The organism is Paraflavitalea speifideaquila (assembly GCF_032395985.1).
Classification (GTDB): domain Bacteria; phylum Bacteroidota; class Bacteroidia; order Chitinophagales; family Chitinophagaceae; genus Paraflavitalea; species Paraflavitalea speifideaquila.
The window spans coordinates 6,295,332-6,312,811 of record NZ_CP135920.1; the positions used below are offsets into that span (position 1 = coordinate 6,295,332).

General features: G+C 44.5%; 32 protein-coding genes and 2 pseudogenes. 8 read left to right on the forward strand and 26 right to left on the reverse strand.

What is annotated here, in order from left to right:
- Positions 1–44 precede the first annotated feature (44 nt).
- Together RS881_RS43230 and RS881_RS43235 are read left to right on the forward strand one after the other, a co-directional pair.
- A complete protein-coding gene (locus RS881_RS43230; protein ID WP_315816462.1) occupies positions 45–419 on the forward strand; it encodes an STAS domain-containing protein in 375 nt (124 codons plus the stop codon).
- A 277-nt stretch (positions 420–696) separates the two neighbouring features.
- Positions 697–1,280 (forward strand): annotated as a pseudogene (locus RS881_RS43235) (IspD/TarI family cytidylyltransferase).
- 223 nt (positions 1,281–1,503) lie between these two features.
- Here the strand turns inward: RS881_RS43235 and RS881_RS43240 are convergent.
- From RS881_RS43240 to RS881_RS43360, 26 genes are all read right to left on the reverse strand, one after another.
- On the reverse strand, positions 1,504–2,100 hold the full coding sequence (locus RS881_RS43240) for a GNAT family N-acetyltransferase (RefSeq protein WP_315816463.1): 597 nt from the start codon (positions 2,098–2,100) through the stop codon (positions 1,504–1,506).
- On the reverse strand, positions 2,067–2,243 hold the full coding sequence (locus RS881_RS43245) for a hypothetical protein (RefSeq protein WP_315816464.1): 177 nt from the start codon (positions 2,241–2,243) through the stop codon (positions 2,067–2,069). The genes RS881_RS43240 and RS881_RS43245 overlap by 34 nt, the downstream gene beginning before the upstream one ends.
- Before the next feature lie 104 nt (positions 2,244–2,347).
- Positions 2,348–2,530, reverse strand: a complete 183-nt coding sequence (locus tag RS881_RS43250; protein ID WP_315816465.1) for a hypothetical protein — start codon at positions 2,528–2,530, stop codon at positions 2,348–2,350.
- The gene (locus tag RS881_RS43255; protein WP_315816466.1) at positions 2,512–2,655 is read right to left on the reverse strand and encodes a hypothetical protein; all 144 of its coding nucleotides are present in this window, start codon (positions 2,653–2,655) and stop codon (positions 2,512–2,514) included. The genes RS881_RS43250 and RS881_RS43255 overlap by 19 nt, the downstream gene beginning before the upstream one ends.
- Positions 2,656–2,660: 5 nt before the next feature.
- Positions 2,661–2,915, reverse strand: coding sequence for a hypothetical protein (locus RS881_RS43260; RefSeq protein WP_315816467.1), 255 nt, complete (start codon positions 2,913–2,915; stop codon positions 2,661–2,663).
- Entirely contained in the window at positions 2,906–3,502 is a 597-nt protein-coding gene (locus RS881_RS43265) for a hypothetical protein (protein WP_315816468.1), read from the reverse strand. The genes RS881_RS43260 and RS881_RS43265 overlap by 10 nt, the downstream gene beginning before the upstream one ends.
- A 44-nt stretch (positions 3,503–3,546) precedes the next feature.
- Positions 3,547–3,867, reverse strand: a complete 321-nt coding sequence (locus RS881_RS43270; RefSeq protein WP_315824791.1) for a M1 family aminopeptidase — start codon at positions 3,865–3,867, stop codon at positions 3,547–3,549.
- Positions 3,750–4,139: a gluzincin family metallopeptidase gene (locus RS881_RS43275; RefSeq protein WP_315816469.1), complete on the reverse strand. Its 390-nt coding sequence runs from the start codon at positions 4,137–4,139 to the stop codon at positions 3,750–3,752. The genes RS881_RS43270 and RS881_RS43275 overlap by 118 nt, the downstream gene beginning before the upstream one ends.
- A 124-nt stretch (positions 4,140–4,263) precedes the next feature.
- Entirely contained in the window at positions 4,264–5,271 is a 1,008-nt protein-coding gene (locus RS881_RS43280; protein ID WP_315816470.1) for a gluzincin family metallopeptidase, read from the reverse strand.
- A gap of 103 nt (positions 5,272–5,374) precedes the next feature.
- Positions 5,375–5,932 carry a M1 family aminopeptidase gene (locus RS881_RS43285; RefSeq protein WP_315816471.1) on the reverse strand — a complete coding sequence of 186 codons (558 nt, stop codon included), beginning with the start codon at positions 5,930–5,932 and terminating at the stop codon, positions 5,375–5,377.
- Entirely contained in the window at positions 5,917–6,339 is a 423-nt protein-coding gene (locus RS881_RS43290) for a gluzincin family metallopeptidase (RefSeq protein WP_315816472.1), read from the reverse strand. Before RS881_RS43290 ends, RS881_RS43285 begins: the two co-directional genes overlap by 16 nt.
- Positions 6,321–6,548 (reverse strand): hypothetical protein, encoded by a 228-nt coding sequence (locus tag RS881_RS43295; RefSeq protein ID WP_315816473.1) that lies wholly within the window; start codon positions 6,546–6,548, stop codon positions 6,321–6,323. Before RS881_RS43295 ends, RS881_RS43290 begins: the two co-directional genes overlap by 19 nt.
- 125 nt (positions 6,549–6,673) lie before the next feature.
- Positions 6,674–6,949, reverse strand: coding sequence for a hypothetical protein (locus tag RS881_RS43300; protein WP_315816474.1), 276 nt, complete (start codon positions 6,947–6,949; stop codon positions 6,674–6,676).
- A gap of 45 nt (positions 6,950–6,994) precedes the next feature.
- A complete protein-coding gene (locus RS881_RS43305; protein ID WP_315824792.1) occupies positions 6,995–7,981 on the reverse strand; it encodes a sugar transferase in 987 nt (328 codons plus the stop codon).
- Positions 7,927–8,256 (reverse strand): hypothetical protein, encoded by a 330-nt coding sequence (locus tag RS881_RS43310; RefSeq protein WP_315816475.1) that lies wholly within the window; start codon positions 8,254–8,256, stop codon positions 7,927–7,929. Before RS881_RS43310 ends, RS881_RS43305 begins: the two co-directional genes overlap by 55 nt.
- A gap of 403 nt (positions 8,257–8,659) precedes the next feature.
- Complete coding sequence (locus RS881_RS43315; RefSeq protein ID WP_315816476.1) at positions 8,660–8,911, reverse strand: Gfo/Idh/MocA family oxidoreductase; 252 nt, start codon at positions 8,909–8,911, stop codon at positions 8,660–8,662.
- 17 nt (positions 8,912–8,928) lie between these two features.
- The gene (locus RS881_RS43320; protein ID WP_315816477.1) at positions 8,929–9,237 is read right to left on the reverse strand and encodes a Gfo/Idh/MocA family protein; all 309 of its coding nucleotides are present in this window, start codon (positions 9,235–9,237) and stop codon (positions 8,929–8,931) included.
- A complete protein-coding gene (locus RS881_RS43325; RefSeq protein ID WP_315816478.1) occupies positions 9,216–9,389 on the reverse strand; it encodes a Gfo/Idh/MocA family oxidoreductase in 174 nt (57 codons plus the stop codon). Before RS881_RS43325 ends, RS881_RS43320 begins: the two co-directional genes overlap by 22 nt.
- Positions 9,390–9,588: 199 nt before the next feature.
- Positions 9,589–10,113 (reverse strand): murein L,D-transpeptidase catalytic domain family protein, encoded by a 525-nt coding sequence (locus RS881_RS43330; RefSeq protein ID WP_315816479.1) that lies wholly within the window; start codon positions 10,111–10,113, stop codon positions 9,589–9,591.
- Positions 10,114–10,712: 599 nt separating this feature from the next.
- On the reverse strand, positions 10,713–10,904 hold the full coding sequence (locus tag RS881_RS60750; RefSeq protein WP_350340316.1) for a LytTR family transcriptional regulator DNA-binding domain-containing protein: 192 nt from the start codon (positions 10,902–10,904) through the stop codon (positions 10,713–10,715).
- 5 nt (positions 10,905–10,909) lie between these two features.
- Positions 10,910–11,419, reverse strand: a complete 510-nt coding sequence (locus tag RS881_RS43335) for a LytR/AlgR family response regulator transcription factor (protein WP_315816480.1) — start codon at positions 11,417–11,419, stop codon at positions 10,910–10,912.
- A 53-nt stretch (positions 11,420–11,472) separates the two neighbouring features.
- Entirely contained in the window at positions 11,473–12,222 is a 750-nt protein-coding gene (locus RS881_RS43340) for a sensor histidine kinase (protein ID WP_315816481.1), read from the reverse strand.
- Positions 12,223–12,608: 386 nt separating this feature from the next.
- Complete coding sequence (locus RS881_RS43345) at positions 12,609–12,989, reverse strand: hypothetical protein (protein WP_315816482.1); 381 nt, start codon at positions 12,987–12,989, stop codon at positions 12,609–12,611.
- Positions 12,928–13,269 carry a DUF4907 domain-containing protein gene (locus RS881_RS43350; protein WP_315816483.1) on the reverse strand — a complete coding sequence of 114 codons (342 nt, stop codon included), beginning with the start codon at positions 13,267–13,269 and terminating at the stop codon, positions 12,928–12,930. Before RS881_RS43350 ends, RS881_RS43345 begins: the two co-directional genes overlap by 62 nt.
- Positions 13,256–13,504, reverse strand: coding sequence for a Kelch repeat-containing protein (locus tag RS881_RS43355; protein ID WP_315824793.1), 249 nt, complete (start codon positions 13,502–13,504; stop codon positions 13,256–13,258). Before RS881_RS43355 ends, RS881_RS43350 begins: the two co-directional genes overlap by 14 nt.
- Positions 13,504–14,280: a Kelch repeat-containing protein gene (locus RS881_RS43360; RefSeq protein ID WP_315816484.1), complete on the reverse strand. Its 777-nt coding sequence runs from the start codon at positions 14,278–14,280 to the stop codon at positions 13,504–13,506. Before RS881_RS43360 ends, RS881_RS43355 begins: the two co-directional genes overlap by 1 nt.
- A 547-nt stretch (positions 14,281–14,827) precedes the next feature.
- On the opposite strand from RS881_RS43360, the gene RS881_RS43365 reads away from it, so the two are divergent.
- The 6 genes and pseudogenes from RS881_RS43365 to RS881_RS43390 all read left to right on the forward strand — a co-directional run bounded on the left by RS881_RS43365 (position 14,828) and on the right by RS881_RS43390 (position 17,462).
- Positions 14,828–15,253, forward strand: coding sequence for a DUF4270 family protein (locus RS881_RS43365; protein ID WP_350340008.1), 426 nt, complete (start codon positions 14,828–14,830; stop codon positions 15,251–15,253).
- Positions 15,217–16,137 (forward strand): annotated as a pseudogene (locus RS881_RS43370) (DUF4270 family protein); the annotation flags it as partial. The gene RS881_RS43365 and the pseudogene RS881_RS43370, both read left to right, overlap by 37 nt.
- Positions 16,138–16,221: 84 nt before the next feature.
- On the forward strand, positions 16,222–16,419 hold the full coding sequence (locus RS881_RS43375; RefSeq protein WP_315816485.1) for a hypothetical protein: 198 nt from the start codon (positions 16,222–16,224) through the stop codon (positions 16,417–16,419).
- Between the two features lie 5 nt (positions 16,420–16,424).
- Positions 16,425–16,637: a hypothetical protein gene (locus RS881_RS43380; RefSeq protein ID WP_315816486.1), complete on the forward strand. Its 213-nt coding sequence runs from the start codon at positions 16,425–16,427 to the stop codon at positions 16,635–16,637.
- Positions 16,634–17,002, forward strand: a complete 369-nt coding sequence (locus RS881_RS43385) for a BamG-related protein (RefSeq protein WP_527250444.1) — start codon at positions 16,634–16,636, stop codon at positions 17,000–17,002. The genes RS881_RS43380 and RS881_RS43385 overlap by 4 nt, the downstream gene beginning before the upstream one ends.
- Positions 17,003–17,072: 70 nt before the next feature.
- Positions 17,073–17,462, forward strand: a complete 390-nt coding sequence (locus RS881_RS43390) for a BamG-related protein (protein WP_527250445.1) — start codon at positions 17,073–17,075, stop codon at positions 17,460–17,462.
- The last annotated feature ends 18 nt before the right edge of the window (positions 17,463–17,480 follow it).

The window sequence follows — 17,480 nt, forward strand, 5'->3', positions numbered from 1 at the left end:
TTCCCGCCTTATTATTAACGGCTGTTAACAAACATTAAGTGTGTATGCAGGTCAAAATTGATACCAAGCAAAAATTCCATGCCATAACGATCATTGAACCAGCGTTAACTGCTAATATGACAGCAGAATTGGATGAATGTTTACTTCCTTTCCTCCAAAATGACGTTAAAAACGTGATCCTAATTGTTAAAGACATTCAAGAACTGGACGATGCTGCGGGAGAATACCTATTAAAGGTACAACAAACCTTCTACGAGCAGGGCGCCTCCTTCGTCATCTGCGAACTGCAACCCGAGGTAGAGGACGCACTGGACCGGGCAGGTATTTTGGAAATGATGAATGTGACGCCTACAGAAAGTGAGGCTTGGGATATAGTGCAAATGGAAGAGATCGAAAGGGAATTGCTGGGAGGAGAATAACAGGTAACAAACAGTGAAAGCAGAATTTTGGTGATTGCTTATTGATCATAGGATACTTTCTGCAGGGTTCCTGCGTTCTCATTCAACGGTTGCCAGCCAATTTATTTACCTGTATTTGCAGCTAAATAGATCTTTTTGCACTCTTTACCAGTACATTATATAAAGTTGACGTTCGCCCTTACATGAAAAAATACGCTGTTATTGTTGCCGGTGGGTCCGGTATGCGCATGGGCACTACAGTGCCCAAGCAATTTTACCCTTACAAGGCAAGCCCGTATTGTGGTATACCCTTACCGCATTCCTGGACTCATTTCCCGACCTGGAGATCATCCTCGTACTGCCCGAAGCTCACGTTGAGACCGGCCAGGAGATCCTTCGTTCCACCCATGCTCCCGATCGCATTTGGATGGCCATAGGGGGCGAAACCCGCTTTCATTCCGTACGCAATGGCCTATCCCATATTCACCAGCATTCCATCGTTTTTGTACATGACGGGGTGCGCTGCCTCCTGACTCCCCAATTGATCAGACGATGCTACGCCATGGCCCAGGAGCGCGGTAATGCCATTCCAGCCATTACCGCGGTAGATTCTATCCGCATTGAACATTTCGATCACAATGAATTCATCGACCGGACAAAAGTGCGGATCATTCAAACCCCCAAACCTTTTATAGCGACATCATTAAGGCGGCTTTTGAACAGGAATATGAAGAATCTTTTACAGATGAAGCCAGTGTGGTAGAACGGCTGGGCGTAAAGATCCACCTGATCGAAGGAGAATCGACCAATATCAAGATCACCCACCCTATTGATGTATTGATTGCCGAGAAAATATTGGAAGAACGGGAAATGGGCATCTAAGAGAGGAAGAGAGAAAAGAGAATACGGGAATGATTTGGAAGCTGGCAGACTATTGAACCCCTGATCGCTTAAGCAACTGGCAATGTAGGATATCCTTTGCTTTTCCACTGCAGCCACCAAGGCAAGCGCTGACATTGAAGTACAGGGTATATTTCCTTTACACTTCCAAAGCTGCTGTAAAAAAATGCCAGGCTATCAATATCCGATCCCTCAAAATCCAGGATCATCTCCCTACCCGCATGAGCCTCAATAAACCGATCAATAAGATAATGAGAAGCCCCAGGGTTTTCCCATTGGGATGATTACCTACCAGGATATAATACGCCCTGCCATGTGAATAGAACCATACACAGGAAGCCACCAATTCACCGTTGACCGTATATACCCCGCTCGTTTGCGCCATTTCCTTCGACGCCAGCAACTGGTACAAGTCCTTAAAATGAGCATAATCTTCCTCCCCTACATTCGTAACCTGCTGTTGCATTTGCCAGTGAGCCAATGTAATTACTTCTTCTACCGGAATACCCGTTACATACCGGCAATTCAATTGGCCAGCCTTTTTCGTATTGCGACGTACATTATTCCTGTATTGATCATATATCTCCACATAGGGATTATGAAGGTCCAATACATAATTGCTTCGCATAGACTGTGCCCTTGTAGCAGGAAGGAAATTGGCCTTATTCAATAACAAGTCGATTAACTTAAACTTAGCGGGAATGGCCTTGAGAAAAAGGCTTGTTATTACTGCTGTGACATGCGTTCCAAAAACACCCAAAGAGGCCGTTAAAGGGGATGAGCCAGATAATAGATGCCCCATTTCTTTTTCCAGGGAAGCGGCATCACCGCTTCATAGTTGTTCAACACCAGCCCGTCCCAGTTATCGGCCATCTTGTCGAGGTAAAATGAATAACCATAGATCAGTCCATTGGGAGCATCGGCAATACACCGGTCCCATTTCACCGTATCGATCTGCGCGCGTGTAAGGTATTGAATGGAATCAAGTTGTAATGATTTCTGGTTTCAACCGCTTATCGTAAACCGCTTTAAAAGACTTGCTTCATACCCTAATAGTTCCCAATGATCTTTCGCAGGTTAAAACGGTGTATATCTATGCTGAATGACAGTCGCTTTCCAAAAGTGTTTTCTTCAGGGGCCGTTTTAAGGTTGTCCCTGAATTCCCTGCTATAGAAAATCGGTGCATACACATTCAGCAGGTCTTTAAACAGGCTCAATTGCAAGCCTGCCACATATAGGAATCGGCTCGTCTCTGCATTTTTTTCCATGCTTCGGCATACGTGCCCACATCCAGGAATACCCGTACCGGTATTTTAAAGGGCAATAATTTATTGGGAAGCGTTGTATTAAAGTTCATGGAGGCTATCCAATTATCAGATCGGCCCTGCAATCCTGAAAAAGATCCGTCCGCAATTTCAGGCCACCATCGCGCATCATGATCTGCTGACTGGCAAAACCATCAAACTCCGACCGGCCAATAAAGTAATTACTATACGTATAATCTTCGTCTCCCCTTACTGCCGTCAGTTTGGGTTGGTATAAATAAGCACGGCTGACCTTATCATTCGTTTTACCGCCTATATAGCCAAACTTGGCCGCAAATACCCTTACCTGCATCCCACCGCCATTAGCATAATTGAAGAAATAATTACCTGTGGCATTGGCCCGGTAAAAGCCATCCCCTGCTGCAATTGCAGCTGCACATCGTAGGGATACAATTTCCTGTAATCCGTAATAGTAAACGTAAGTTGGTTCAGGTACCTGTCACGGGTGGCGCCAGGTGTTGGATAGGTCATGGAATCATCACTATCCATAACGTAATTAAAGCGCTTTTCCCCAATCAAATAGGTTTTCCATTCTATCCATTTCTCTACCGTAGATAGTAATGAGCGGTTTTTGAATGTAAAGCGCAGGGAGGGAACCAATTTATGGAATCCGCCAAAAACTTTCACGCCATTACTGTCCGTACCATCCAGGGTTGAAAACCTGGCACCCGTAAGCCCCAGTTCAATAGCACGGAAATGCTTATTGGGACGCCAGGTGTAACTGATATGGCCAATGCCATTCAATTGTTTGCTGCCCGTAGCATACAAAGGCGCCAGAATGAACTGGAAATTGTGCGAAGGCAGGCTGATATTATGCAGCACCAGCCCTACCATGAATTTATCGTACATATTGTAACCAAAAGCCGGAAGAAAGTTCACATAGTTTACCCGGTCATAATCTTTTATTGAAAAGAGAGCAGGTCTTATTTTTTTAGGGCCTGTATACCCCCGGGCAGCGCACCCGTGGTATCCAATAAGCGGAACCAGGTAGTCAGGTCTTTCCCCGTTTGTTGCTGTAACAATTGCTGAAAATCCTGCGGCGAAGGGTGCCGGAATTTCCATTGCTGGTAATACTGCTGCATCGCAGCATCAAAAGCAGCAGGCCCAATGTATTGTTCCAGTTCCTTCATCCAGATGGCCGTTTTATGATAGGCGATGAGATTATAGTTCTGTTTTGTAAAACTGGCCGAAGGCGTATTGATGGGCTGGTCTTTTTCTCTTTGGCAAAGGCCGCAATCGCCAATGCTTCCGGATCATCCGGTATTTTAGACTCGATCCAATTCTTCCTGGGATTTACAGGATACTTCCATTCTTTATAACGGTTGCCATAATAACTATTCATGCCTTCATCCATCCAGGGGTGATCTCTTTCGTTGCTGGCCAGGATTCCATAAAACCAATTATGCCCTATCTCATGTTCAATGATAAGATCCAGCGTTTTGGGGTCCCCTACCGCACCAATATTGGTGATCGTGGGATATTCCATACCGCCATCAAAACCCGTTTTGGTTTCCACTACACTCACCACATTGTAGGGATACTCTCAATAAGGCGTGAGCGAAAATGGATGGCATCTTTTGCCATGGGCAGACTATGCTTCCAGGTCGTGTCGCCCGGCGCGTAAAAAGCCCAGGCATCGATCACCCTTCCGGACGACAGTTGTATTGTATCGTAATCCACCACAAATTGCTGGTCGGCAAACCAGGCAAAATCGTGGATATTTCCCTGTAAGTACCGTAATGTTTTAACAGTTCCGGAGGAAATATTTGAGCTTTCGGATGGGGTATTCTGAATGAGGGGTTCGGGAATTGGAGTATCAGTAGCTTTCTTTTTATTGTAGGGGACTTTACTTTTGAATTTTTAGAGGACACCTTAGTGCTGCCAGTTTTAGCTGCCGGCTTCTTAGGCGCCGGAGTGGGCTTCAGAAACTTTGCTTTGGGAATCACTTTGGGGGTATGCAGGAGGCGATATTCGTTGGTCATTTTACGCATCCATTGCTTTTCGTCTTCATTTTGAAGTTCGCCAGTGGCTGCCACTACATAGTTTTGGGGCACCGTGATCCGTACATCATACGTTCCAAACTCACTATAAAACTCACCCTGGTCAAGATAAGGCATGGGATGCCAGCCTTTATTGTCATAAACCGCAGGTTTGGGATACCATTGAGTAGCCTGGTAAGATTGCCCCGTATGGCCGCCACGAGAGAAGTTTTTAGGCAGCTTAACATGAAATGGCGTAGTAATTTCTGTTTGCGCGCCAGGGGCTAGCGGCGTTGCCAGCATTACCTTGATGATATCAATATATTGCGGATGATCATCTTCCGTTGATAAGGTGGCATTGTTCGTGCGAAAATCAAGGCGGTTAATGTATCCGCGCTGTTCGCGGCTGGCAAAATAAAAATCAGTACGGCCCTGCAACAAAAGCTGGTCACTGAAAGCTGTACGGTCATTCTTATAAGCATTGGGCCACAGGTGAAACCAGATGAAGGAAAGCGTATCGGGGGAATGGTTCGTATACCGGAGTTTGAGAAATCCGTTCAGGCTGTTTTGTTGATCATCGAGCGTTACATCAATCGTATAATCCAGTTCCTGTTGCCAGTAGCTTTGTGCTGATACCCCACCATGCAGGAACAACAGCCATAAGAGCATATGTATACATTTCTTCATGATCATTATCCAGGTTAATGGTAAGTAGCGAGTGGCTAGTGGGTAACACGTTTCACCTCTCACTTTTCACGTTTCCCCCTTGCCATCAAAAATTCCCTTCCTTATTCAACAGGTCAAAGTATTGACTTAAATCAGTTCCAGTTGCTTTTTCAAGGGCCGCCTTCAGGTCGTCGGGATAGGGATGTTTGAACTTCCAGCTAGTGAAATATTCATGCATCGCCTTATCAAACACTTCTCTACCCAATGCCGTCTCTACTAAATATAGCCAGATAGCTGCTTTGTAATATACAACGACACCATAATCGCTTTTATTGGGAAAACCCGTAGAGCTTGTATTGACAGCTTCTTTGGCCGGCAGGGTATTGAGGGCATTGTATACCCGGCTAAGCAGTTCGGCAGCCGGCAGCGCTTTCACCTCTTTGGGCAGGGATTTGCCAAAAATAGTATTGGATTTGTATTTTTCGGCTTCATAGCGAAACTGGTAAAAGCTATTGATACCCTCATCCATCCAGGGATAATCCCGTTCATTACTGGCCAGGATACCATAAAACCAGTTATGCCCTACCTCATGCGTGATCACCGCATCCAATTCTTCCGTTTTGGCCTCGGGACTGGTAATAAGCGTTATCATGGGGTATTCCATACCCCCGATGAAAGATTTTTGGGGCCCTCCACCGCTTGTACTACTGGCCAGGGGTACTCTCCTATCCATTCCGAATAGCGCCGTACCGCATCTTCAACAAAAGAAAGACTATTACTCCATTCCTTATTGCCATTCGGCTGGTAATAAGAAAAAGCGTCAATGATCTTTCCCGAGGGTAATTGAAGCGTATCATATTGTATGATCGCGTCTTTATCGGCAAACCAGGCAAAGTCATGCACGTTTTCGGCATAGTACTCCAGCGTTTTGGATCCATCGGGACGGGCGGGCTGGTATTTTACCAGTGCTGCACGTGCCTGGTAGTTTTGAGTACCGATCGTTTTGTATTGTTCCAATTCCTCCTTTGTTTGCAGCGTACCTGTTGCCCCTACTACGAAGGAAGCAGGCACAGTAATATTAACTTTAAAGCTGCCAAATTCACTATAAAATTCCCCTTGGTCCAGGTAGGGAAGGCATGCCAGCCTTTACTATCGTATACCGCTGGTTTGGGATACCATTGACAAATCATATACTGATCGCCATCATATCCTGAACGGGAGAAATAAAATGGCAGCTTCACCACAAAAGGCGTGGCAATGGTGGTGGATTGACCCGGCATCAGCGGTGTCGGTAAAAGCAACTTTACCGCATCTATATCCTGGGCGCTATCCGCTCCTGTGGTGACCGATTTTCCATTTACCGTAAATGCAAGGCCATCGATATAACCTTTATTCTTTTTACTCCTTAGTTTTTCCGGCCTTCCTTGTCCTGCGACAGTTGTTTTGCCAGCGCTGTTTGATCGTTTTTATAAGCATTGGGCCATAGGTGGAACCAGATATAGGTAAGGGTGTCAGGAGAATGATTGGTGTATTGTACAGACAGATTGCCGTTGAGGCTATGCTGTTTTTCATTCAGCGTAACATCGATCGTATAATGTACTTCCTGTTGCCAGTAGTCCTGTGAAAAACCAATATTGTTCAAAAGAATAAGGGCCAAAAGGGGAAGGATCTTTTTCTCCATGTAATTTAGTGAATAGTGAAAAGTCAATAGTGAATAGCAACTGCGTCATTTCCCTTTACCCATGAAAATAATCCTCAGCGTATGCGCCATGATCTTGAGGTCTAATGCGAGGGAGATATTTTCTATGTAGATAAGGTCGTATTTCATGCGCTCGATCATTTCTTCAACATTTTCCGCATACCCAAATTTCACCATACCCCAGGAGGTAAGGCCTGGCTTTACTTTGAGGAGATACTTAAAGTAAGGCGTCTGCTGTTGCACCTGGCCGATATAAAATGCCCTTTCCGGCCTTGGACCTACCAGGCTCATTTCGCCTTTCAGGATATTCCAAAACTGCGGCAGTTCATCCAGCCGCCAGGTACGCATCGTTTTACCCCATTTGGTAATCCTTTCATCATCCGTGGAGGATAGTTGGGGGCCATTTTGTTCGGCAGGGTGATACATGGAACGGAATTTATAGATCGCAAATTTCCGTCCCCGGTATCCTACCCTTTCCTGTGTATAAAATACAGGCCCCGGGGAGGAAGCTTTTACGCGAATGGCCGCATACAGGTATAATGGGGATAACAATACCATACCAATCGAAGCAACCAAAACATCAATTACACGTTTAATATTTTGCTGCCATTCGGGCATAAGGCCCGTCTTAAGATCCGAGAGTACAGCCCCGAATACATTGCTGGTTCTTACCGATCCGGAGAGGATATCCAGGATATCAGGCGCTATTTTGATATCAACATCTTCTTCACTCAATACAGAAACAATTTTTTCTACCTGTTGCTTTTCCGATTTCTCCAGCGCAATGACTACCAATTGTACTTTTTGTTCACGGATCACCTGCTCAATTTCTGTGATACAACCGTATTGAGGTAAATAGGCACTGATACCATTGGTATCCTGGGCCATAGCCACAAACCCTGTGTAATGGTAACCAGCCAATCGAAGCCCAGCCCTCGTATCTTTATAGATCTTACTGGCTACCGCATTCCCCCTACCAACAGCGTATTGAATTGTATACTTCCCTTGGTTAATTGTTTACGCACCCTGCCCAACAACAGGCTACGCCCCAGCCAGGTAAAGAATAATTGAGCCCATATATACGTGAAGAGCGCTTTGTAGAAATAGGTATACTTATGTTGGGGATCATTGATCACAATCGAGAAAAAGATAACGGTACAACCAATAATGCAAGTAATGATTGTATTCGTAAACTCATTCAGCCTTGACTTCTTGTATAAAGAATGATAGGAACCTACCAAAGTAAAAAGATGAGCCAGGCTATGGGCAGCAATGTAATGCCCAGCCAAAAGGGGTTGCTGAAGTACAAGTCACCCTCTTGTGTATACAAGGTTTCATGCAAATAATAGCGGCGGGCAAAGTATAAAACGATCCAAGCCAAAATGGCCGCTATATAGTCGCTCAGAATATACCAGACACTATGGATACGTTTATTAGCTGACATGTAAGGCTACGAGGTAATACTATTATTTTTAATTTTCTGTAAAATCTGGTGTGCTACATCCATGGCCCGGTAACCATCCACTTCAGATACCCTCGTAGGGGTATTATTGAGAATTGCATCGCGAAATGCTTCCAGTTCTTTTTTGATCGCATTGACTTCAGGAACCTGCGGATTCAGAACAGCAATGGTTTTTTTACCATGCGGCGTATCCAGGTCGAAGGAAAAGGCATCTACATCCTGTGGCGTCTTCAGTTTAATAACTTCCGACTTTTATTGAGAAAGTCAACACCAATATAAGCATCTTTCTGAAATAACCTCATTTTTCGCATTTTCTTCATTGAAATACGACTGGAAGTGAGGTTGGCAACACAGCCATTGTTGAATTCTATACGCACATTGGCAATATCAGGCGTATCCGTCATAACGGCCACCCCGCTGGCAGAGATCAATTTTTCTTCACTCTTAACGATACTGAGAATGATGTCAATGTCATGGATCATAAGATCCAGTATTACACTTACTTCCGTGCCCCGGGGTTGAATTGCGCCAGGCGGTGCACCTCAATAAACATGGGATGAAGTTGCATATGCTGAATACCCAGGTAAGCAGGGTTAAACCGTTCCACATGACCTACCTGCAGCTTAATATTCGATTCCCGTACCAGTTTTACCAGTTCACGGGCTTCTTCCATCGTATTGGCCAGGGGTTTTTCAACAAATACATGCTTTCCCTTGCGGATGGCCATTTTACAAAGATTGAAATGATAGGTCGTGGGAGCCACAATATCCACCATATCAACCGCTTCTACAAGACGTTCGGGGTCCAAAACCTGGCCAGCTGGTATTTTTCAGTCACCTCCTGGGCGGCTACATCGTCGGGGTCATAAAAACCTACCAGTTCTATATCCTTAATTTCTTTCCAGTTATTAAGATGGAATTTTCCAAGATGACCAACGCCGAATACGCCAACCTTTAGCATAGGAATTGTAAGTTACAAAGTGTTAAAGATCAAAGATAAACCGTGTAATTGGTTTGTTTGTAGGTTTTTATGAACAATGTGAAGAAAGCCTCGAAGCGCGGCCTTCATGTCGCAAACGCAGAAAATCTGCAGCTCTACTCACCGCTTGCCTTAATGCCTTTCGCTCGCAGCTCGTAGCTCACAGCTTGTATTTAATTACTTATTTCCGTAATAAGGGAGATTTTGCACGATACGAAGAAGTAGGATGATAGATAAAAAGGCAAGTGCCATCTTTAATTTGGTCGATCATAGGCTGGCATACATCCAGTGGTACTGCCGGACACCCCTTGCTACGGCCAATATATCCCTGACTGGAGATAAACTGCTCGCTCACATAATCAGCCCCATGAATTACAATTGCCCGTCGAAACGCGAAGTCATTGATACCCTTTTCTACCCCCTGCAGCTTGAGCGAATACCCATTGCTACCCTGGTATGCTTCACCTGTTACATAAAAACCCAGGCTGCTTTTATTGGAGGAAGGTTTATTGGAAAACAATTTGGCCATCGTTTTGCCCGATTTCATACCATGCGCTACCCAGGTATTGTATAATAACTCGTAATTGTCCAGGTTAATCACATATAAACGCTTACTCGTACTGGGCTGGCTAAAATCAACTATCGAGATCACATTGCCCTTCAGCCTGCCTGCATTCGAAAGCTTTTCCATGCCCTTAACTGCCATACGGAATACCATTTTAGATAACCCAAGGTCTTCCAGATGGAGACTATCGTATATCTCCATACTATGGCTAAAAGAAAAACTGCAAGCTTGCTAGTATTTTTTGTGTGTAAGGAAGTAGTAGCACTAAAGATAAACTTAACGGGAAGTACGGTTGCAGGAACGGATATAAAGGAGCATTGCAACAGAATTGCTAAACCTAATAAGGATGCACTTACCACCTTGCTAAACCTTGCCTTGTTCGGTTTTTTTCATAGATTCAACCTTTATTAAGGGATGAATAATTGATCAATGATTTCAGTATCAACGCAATAATAAGAATGATATTGTGCAGAGGACCGAAAACCAGGATTTTTTGGACAATCACGAAAATAGCGGTTTTTACTATTCTCCCAACTAATTCTACGCTGGAGGAACACATTTTAGCTATTCCAATATAAAACAAAGCTAATAAGGTGGGTAATGATCCGGCAAATGATTGATTTACAAATGAATAAGCAATTTATGAAAGGCTAGTTGCAAGTAAGCCCGTGCTTCCAGGGGGCATAGCTCTATATTACCAGCCTTCCCACCAACCAATTGCTGCCTGCCACTTGCCTCACTTACAATTTTTCTCCAATAATATTATACAGCAGGTTCTTATAGTGCTCGCTGCAAGGTAATTCCGTATCGCCCAGAAACACCGTTTTACGAGACACTGTATCAACCTTACGAAGCGATACAATATAGGAACGATGAATGCGTATAAAATCTTCATTGGGTAACCTGCTTTCAAAATACTTGAGACTCTGCAGCGTAACTACTGGTTTTTACTATCAGTGAGGTGAATCCGGGTATAATCTTTTAATCCCTCCAGGTATACGATATCATTATAGAACAATTTCTGGATCTTATGCGCTGTTTTAATAAAGAGAAAATCATCTTTCCGTTGAGGAGATTTATTCTTACGGTAGCTTATGTATTCCCAGGCCTTGTTCACCGCCGTCACAAAACGATCGAAGGGAACAGGCTTCAACAGGTAATCGATGGCATCCAACTCATACCCTTCTACTGCAAACTCATGGTAGGCCGTCACAAAAATAACTGCCGGCTTCTTGGGCAGGATCTTCAGGAACTGGATACCCGACAGATCAGGCATCTTGATGTCGAGGAATATCAGGTCGATCTCTTCTTTTTCAAAATGGGGCATGGCAGCCATAGGCCCTTCACAACGTGCAACCAACTTGAGGTAAGGGATCTTCCGGATAAAATCTTCCATCAGGTCTAAAGCCCAGGGCTCATCATCGATGATCAAACAATTCAGGTTCATCGCTTCGTTTTTAGTTTTGTGATATGGGCCGCTTTTACCGAGCGTTCATCAGCTCAAACCGGATGGAGTTGATCACGCTCAGATTCATGGTCCAGTGTGATTTTGAGATTTACAACATAAATACTGTTATTGTCGCTAATATCGAGCAGGTAACGGCCAGGATACAATACATCCAACCGCCGCCTGGCATTTACAAGACCTACCCCGCCACCCGATATTTCGCCAACCGGCATTGGTTTTCGGATAATAGTATTGCCCACCGTAAGAGAAAGGTCCGTACCTATTACTCCTATCCGGATGTCAATGGCCGAAGGACTGGAATAGCTGATACCGTGCTTGAATGCATTCTCAATAAAAGTGATCAGTAATAAGGGGGCAATCAACAGATCGTTGGTAACACCCGATACTTCGTACTGTATGGTTATGTTTTTGGAGATGCGCAACTTTTGTAGATCTATATAATTCCGGATATACTCCAGGTCCCGCGTCAAAGGAATTTTCTCCGTTGTACTATCATACAATACATAACGCATGATCTGTGAAAACTTAAGAATAGAATATTCCGTTTGTTCTGACTTCAGATGCGCCTGTGAATAAATACTATTCAGCGTATTGAATAGGAAATGCGGATTGATCTGCAGTTTCAAAAAATTAAGTTCGGCATTCAGTCGTTCATTCTCCAATGCTTTTTTTTGTTTTTCACTTATGATCAACGAATTAGCCAACTTAATAAACCCGCTAATGAGTAATATGATCACCCCGATGAAAGCGTGTTCATCAGTACCATCGAAAACCCCATCCAAAAGAGACTCCTTTCTCCAAATGGACCTGTCCGGAAAAAAGGGACGGTAGGCATGGCCGGTACCGCCGTAGCCACTCCCATAGATATTGTGTCAGCCGGATGTGGGCTGTTGAAATACTTTCGCCAAAGGCGCATTCGCCGGCGCAGTGAATCATTGTCTGTAGCATTCGCCATCACTAAACTTACCCCTGGCATACCAGGATCTGGCATAGAAACTGTTCCTGCTTCCACATGAACGAACGGCGGACCTCCCGGGCCCGTAACATGGTCGGCCCCTATTGAGTCTTTGAATGCTACCATCCCCCTCCTACCCCCAGTCTGCTGGTAAGAAAATATCGGCCCGCATTCATACGCAAATGCTCACGAAAAAATACTCCGTCGTTACATTCAAAGCGCACAATACCAATAGCGCTGCAGTAATCGATAAAAATAATTGGCAATTTTCCTGCGCTGAAAAAAACGGGGCAGCAGGTAATAATAATTAACGTAAAACAGGACGACCAGGAATGTTTTAGTTACCAGCTCACGATAAAAGAATGTAATATCCAATATCCGGATACGGTAAATAAGTAATGGCATCGCCAGGAACAATCCCCATAGAATAAGGTTAGATACGATGACCAACACACGATGACGTGTAGTTTTCACGGGTTTAAATCCCAGTATATAGGCAATGCTATCACGGGCTTTCTCTTTAGTCATCATATTATTGAGCAGGCAAGGTACCGGTACGCTGCATTTTATGAGCGTTAAAAACAGGTGTTTCACCCAATTTTATATTTCCTATAACAATTCGGGCATCTGCTTCAGCAGCTTCTTTACTGGCAAACCCAATTCTGCCCTTAGCTTCAGGATCAATAGACTGGTGTATCACTATCTTTTCTCCGACCAGGATATCATAGCCCCAATGCTGGCCATTGGCGAAACATCGATAAGAGAGCGCATTGGCAGATTGCTGGCGATGCTGCCAGTATAATTTAACGGAAGTAATAGCCACCGCTATAACAACGGCGGCTATTATGATTCGCCTTGCTTTATTGGTTGTCATCGTCATTTTGTTCATCGGCCGGATGAAACTCGAATCTATTGTAATAATACTCCGCACCATTGCGGCCGGTAAGCACGAAGCCCCTATTTTTCAAGGTCATAGCCACAGCCCCTTCCCGTAATTTACCTTCAAAATCAGTTTTGCGTGTCCATTGATCATTGATGGGATCATATTCCCATACAGTAGATGAATAAGAGCCGGTTTGTCCCGTGGCGAGGTAGGCCTTATTGTTCATCACAAAACTAACCGCATTAATACGGGCAATAGAAGTGTAGTCATCGTCATAACTGTCATCGGAGATATTGGTGATCTTTCTTTTTCGGTCCATTTTTTGGTCACCAGATCATATATCAGCAGGTCATTCAGCGCCGTACCATTGTTGTCGCCGCTGCATACATAGGCTTTGTTATCAATTACAAAGGCAGTGGATGCCGACCTTCTTCGATTGAGGCTATTTACTTGTTCCCAGCTATTCGTAGCGGGCGTATAAGCATACATATCCTGCAAGTCGCTGCCGTCGTATCCCGAGCCAACATATCCTTTATCGCCCAGAGTAAAAGCAATGGCATTGTAACGGGCCGTTCCAGGGAAAGGTGCAATGGGGTCCCAAGTATTAGCAACGGGATCAAATACATACATATCCTTGTATTCTACATAACCATCCGTACCAGTGCCTACATAACCTTTGTTTCCTATAGCAAAAGCTACGGCCGAATTCCTGGCATCGCCGGGCATTGCTTTCATCCGCATCCAGTTATCAGTGTCAATATCATACTCCCACATATCATTATAACGCTTGGTAGCCGAAACACCGGTACCCAGGTAGGCTTTATTACCAATGGTAAACAATACTGCTTCACTCCTGGCATCGCTTTCAAAGTCTTTACTAATAGACCAGTTACCCACCAGGTCATCATCATCGCCTGTATTCTTGGAACAGCCAGGCAGAAGCAAAACAGGTGTTAAAATAATCACTAAGGCAGCAGCATAAACAGCAATTTGTTTCATCATTTTTAGTTTTTTATAAGCGGACTGGTTAAACAGTATCCCGGCAATTACCAGGAGCAACCTACTACACCAACCTTGCAGGCAAGTGTGGCTTTATGGCATCTGGTAAAGCCAGCCATAGAAAGGATATCTCAAGTCAGGTCTGTATGCCTGCCCGCTCGCATAACAGTATTTTCAATAAAAGTATTTAGAGCGTCTCCAAACGTCTTGGTAAAATAGATAGCCCCGCAGGTTGAATCGACGAACTTCCTATTATAATCGGCGGAGGCAGAAACGGCAGAATTCATTATTCAGGAAACGTAGAATCAGGGGATATACGATGCCGGACTGGGACCAGTGATCCTGAACCAGTTAAGCAACCGGTGATTAGTAACCATTGTTTTGTTAAAGGGCCTTCCTTCCGGATCAATCTTACAGATCAAAACCTCTCCTTCGTCGATTATTCAATAACAACCATATATTATAACAAACTCACCCAGGCTTACCCCAATATATTGCGCTGATCATAATTCCTGATTTGTGTATGAATTCACCGAAACCTGCCTCTATTGTGCTAGCTGGCCTATGCCTGTTTACCTGCTTGCTCATATCCTGCTATAAGGAACCGATTAAGTTTGGCGATATGGGCAATGACAATTATACCCGGGTTATTACCATCGACACCATCACACCCATCCTATCGACCTATGTATTGGATTCATTTCCAACCTCCAACAACAATATACTGTTGATTGGCCGGTGGGAAGATCCCCTGATGGGCACTACGCGGGCCAATACCTTCTTCCAGTTGGGTTTACCTGCCTCCATTGCCAACCTCACCTTCCCCAACGATGCCGTATATGATTCGCTGGCCATGACCCTTAGGCCTAATAAAAGTATTTTGGAGATACCACACAAGCACAAACATTTTCCGTTTATGAACTTGCTTATCAACCTGATTATACCTATTCAAGCAAATTGTTCAACACTTCCGTAACGGCCAAATTGACCGCTCCACTTGGAAGCGTTACTGCGCGCATAAGGCCAAGCCGTAATGATTCCCTTCAGATCAGGCTACCCGATAATAAAGGAGCCGAACTGTTTAGTAAGATCAAAGCAAAGGCTCCGGAAATGAAGAGTGCTGATAATTTCCTGAACTACCTGAGGGGCTTTTCCATTCAGGTGGGAGATAATGACAAGGGGGCCATCTTCGGATTTAATACCGATAGCAGCGTGCTCATGAAATTGTATTACCACACCACCATCCCCATTTACAAAGAATATGTGATTGAGTTTGCCCTGACACGTACCAGCTACCAATACAACCAGATCTTAACCAATCGGGCCAATACCCCACTGGAACGGCAATTTGCAGGGCAGCAGGAATTCTTTACCACTCCCCAATATCCCTATGCCTTTACCCAGGCAGGCACAGGCGTCATGATGAAAATGAAGTTCCCTTCCCTCCGGAATATCCTGAGCTTGGGTAGTGTGGTAAAATTATTAAATGCCAAGATTGTCATTAAACCAGTAGAAGCCACTTTTGATACCTATGGCTACCGGTTGCCCGATACACTTTACCTGGCTCAAACCGATGCCACCAATACCATTGGCTCCCCCTTGCCCGATGCCGGCGGATCGGCCACACTATACAGCACCCCTTCAATAGATTACATCTATCGCCTCAATACCAATTACACTTTTGATGTTTCTTCTTATATCAATTACCTACTCACAACAACAGGTAGTTCACAGGGCGGTGTATTTGTGTTGGAAGAAAGTCCAGGATCGACCAAGAAATTAAACAGGGCCCTGATGGGCAGCCGCAGTCATCCGAAATTCAAAAGCCAATTGGTCGTGACAGTTATGACCATAAAATAACAACAGCTATTTACGATCGACAGTTTGTCCCGCCTAGGCGCGCATTGTCGATTCATGACACAAGATTCACGTAAAAAGACATTCATGAATAAAAGTCTAATCATATTAGCATTGTTTGTTTCTATCCAGGCAGGTGCCCAGGATTACAATGCCCCCTACTCCATCTATGGCGTCGGCGACCTGGAACAACGATTTTATGACCGCAGCATTGGTATGGCCAATAGTTCTATTTCTTTGTTAAGCAGTCCCCATTATCAATTCCTGAAAACCCAGCTTCATTAAGTGGATTGGAAAGAAGCAATATCTATGTAAATCTGGCACTTACGGGCAGAAGCATTACTTATGCCGGAACACCCATCGGAGAATCCAACAACAAAAGCCGTGATCTGAGCATCAAAAGCTTTTCCGTTGCCACCAAATTAAATAATTTCTGGGCCAGCAGCATCGGCTTTATGCCCTTCAGTTATACAGGTTATCGCTACACGGCCAAAAAGACATAGAAGGATCCGATGATACCTATGATGGAGACTACGAGGGAGATGGTGGTTTGTACAATATCTACTGGAACAATGCGGTTTCCATTGGGAAACATTTTTCCGTAGGCGTTCGTTCTTCTTTCATCTTTGGATCCCTGAACCGTACAGAAACCCTGACCGGTGAAGCACTCGCCTCTTCCATCGTTACCAAAACAAGGGATTACTACAACAATTTCCGTTTTGAATTTGGGTCCATCTATAGCGCCAACCTCACTAAGAACTGGAAATTTTCCTTGGGTGGCAAATTCACTACAAAAACGACACTCAATTCCGAAAGAACCGTTACCATTACAGAGGGCACTACTGTGATCAAAAGGATGAGCTGGTAAAAGCGATCCTTTCTATTTACCACTAGCCTATGATGCCGGCATCTCTTTTACACACAAGAACCGGCTTACCCTGGCAGTGGATTACAATTACCAAAACTGGACTGACCTGAAGCAGCGGGGCATTGGTTACTCCCTGATCGACAGCAGGCGCCTTTCGGCGGGCGTGCAATTCTCCAACCAGGTAGAGCGCTGGGGACGCCGGTATGAGAAGAATTATGTCCAGGCAGGCTTTTTTACCCATAATTCATATCTGCGTATCCGCAACACCCCTGTCAATGAAATTGGTGGAAGTATTGGATATGGAGGCTACCTCAGTGGCAGTTTGTTCTATGGCCTGTCCGTAGAAGCCGGCCGGCGTGGCACCATCACCAATGGATTGATCAAAGAGAACTATGTACAGGCAACACTAACCCTTTCCCTTCGCGAATTCCTATTTAGTAAAGGACATAAGTATGATTAGGCAAATGCCGGGCCTTGC

What these genes read in the sequence shown, in the direction of transcription:
- RS881_RS43230 (WP_315816462.1), top strand. Translation starts at nt 45, where the DNA reads ATGCAGGTCAAAATTGATACCAAGCAAAAATTCCATGCCATAACGATC.
- RS881_RS43240 (WP_315816463.1), bottom strand. Translation starts at nt 2,100, where the DNA reads ATGGGGCATCTATTATCTGGCTCATCCCCTTTAACGGCCTCTTTGGGT.
- RS881_RS43255 (WP_315816466.1), bottom strand. Translation starts at nt 2,655, where the DNA reads ATGAACTTTAATACAACGCTTCCCAATAAATTATTGCCCTTTAAAATA.
- RS881_RS43260 (WP_315816467.1), bottom strand. Translation starts at nt 2,915, where the DNA reads ATGCAGGTAAGGGTATTTGCGGCCAAGTTTGGCTATATAGGCGGTAAA.
- RS881_RS43280 (WP_315816470.1), bottom strand. Translation starts at nt 5,271, where the DNA reads ATGCTCTTATGGCTGTTGTTCCTGCATGGTGGGGTATCAGCACAAAGC.
- RS881_RS43285 (WP_315816471.1), bottom strand. Translation starts at nt 5,932, where the DNA reads ATGGAATACCCCATGATAACGCTTATTACCAGTCCCGAGGCCAAAACG.
- RS881_RS43295 (WP_315816473.1), bottom strand. Translation starts at nt 6,548, where the DNA reads ATGCCGGGTCAATCCACCACCATTGCCACGCCTTTTGTGGTGAAGCTG.
- RS881_RS43300 (WP_315816474.1), bottom strand. Translation starts at nt 6,949, where the DNA reads ATGGAGAAAAAGATCCTTCCCCTTTTGGCCCTTATTCTTTTGAACAAT.
- RS881_RS43315 (WP_315816476.1), bottom strand. Translation starts at nt 8,911, where the DNA reads ATGATCCATGACATTGACATCATTCTCAGTATCGTTAAGAGTGAAGAA.
- RS881_RS43325 (WP_315816478.1), bottom strand. Translation starts at nt 9,389, where the DNA reads ATGCTAAAGGTTGGCGTATTCGGCGTTGGTCATCTTGGAAAATTCCAT.
- RS881_RS43330 (WP_315816479.1), bottom strand. Translation starts at nt 10,113, where the DNA reads ATGGCAGTTAAGGGCATGGAAAAGCTTTCGAATGCAGGCAGGCTGAAG.
- RS881_RS43335 (WP_315816480.1), bottom strand. Translation starts at nt 11,419, where the DNA reads ATGAACCTGAATTGTTTGATCATCGATGATGAGCCCTGGGCTTTAGAC.
- RS881_RS43350 (WP_315816483.1), bottom strand. Translation starts at nt 13,269, where the DNA reads ATGACAACCAATAAAGCAAGGCGAATCATAATAGCCGCCGTTGTTATA.
- RS881_RS43355 (WP_315824793.1), bottom strand. Translation starts at nt 13,504, where the DNA reads ATGAACAATAAGGCCTACCTCGCCACGGGACAAACCGGCTCTTATTCA.
- RS881_RS43360 (WP_315816484.1), bottom strand. Translation starts at nt 14,280, where the DNA reads ATGATGAAACAAATTGCTGTTTATGCTGCTGCCTTAGTGATTATTTTA.
- RS881_RS43375 (WP_315816485.1), top strand. Translation starts at nt 16,222, where the DNA reads ATGAATAAAAGTCTAATCATATTAGCATTGTTTGTTTCTATCCAGGCA.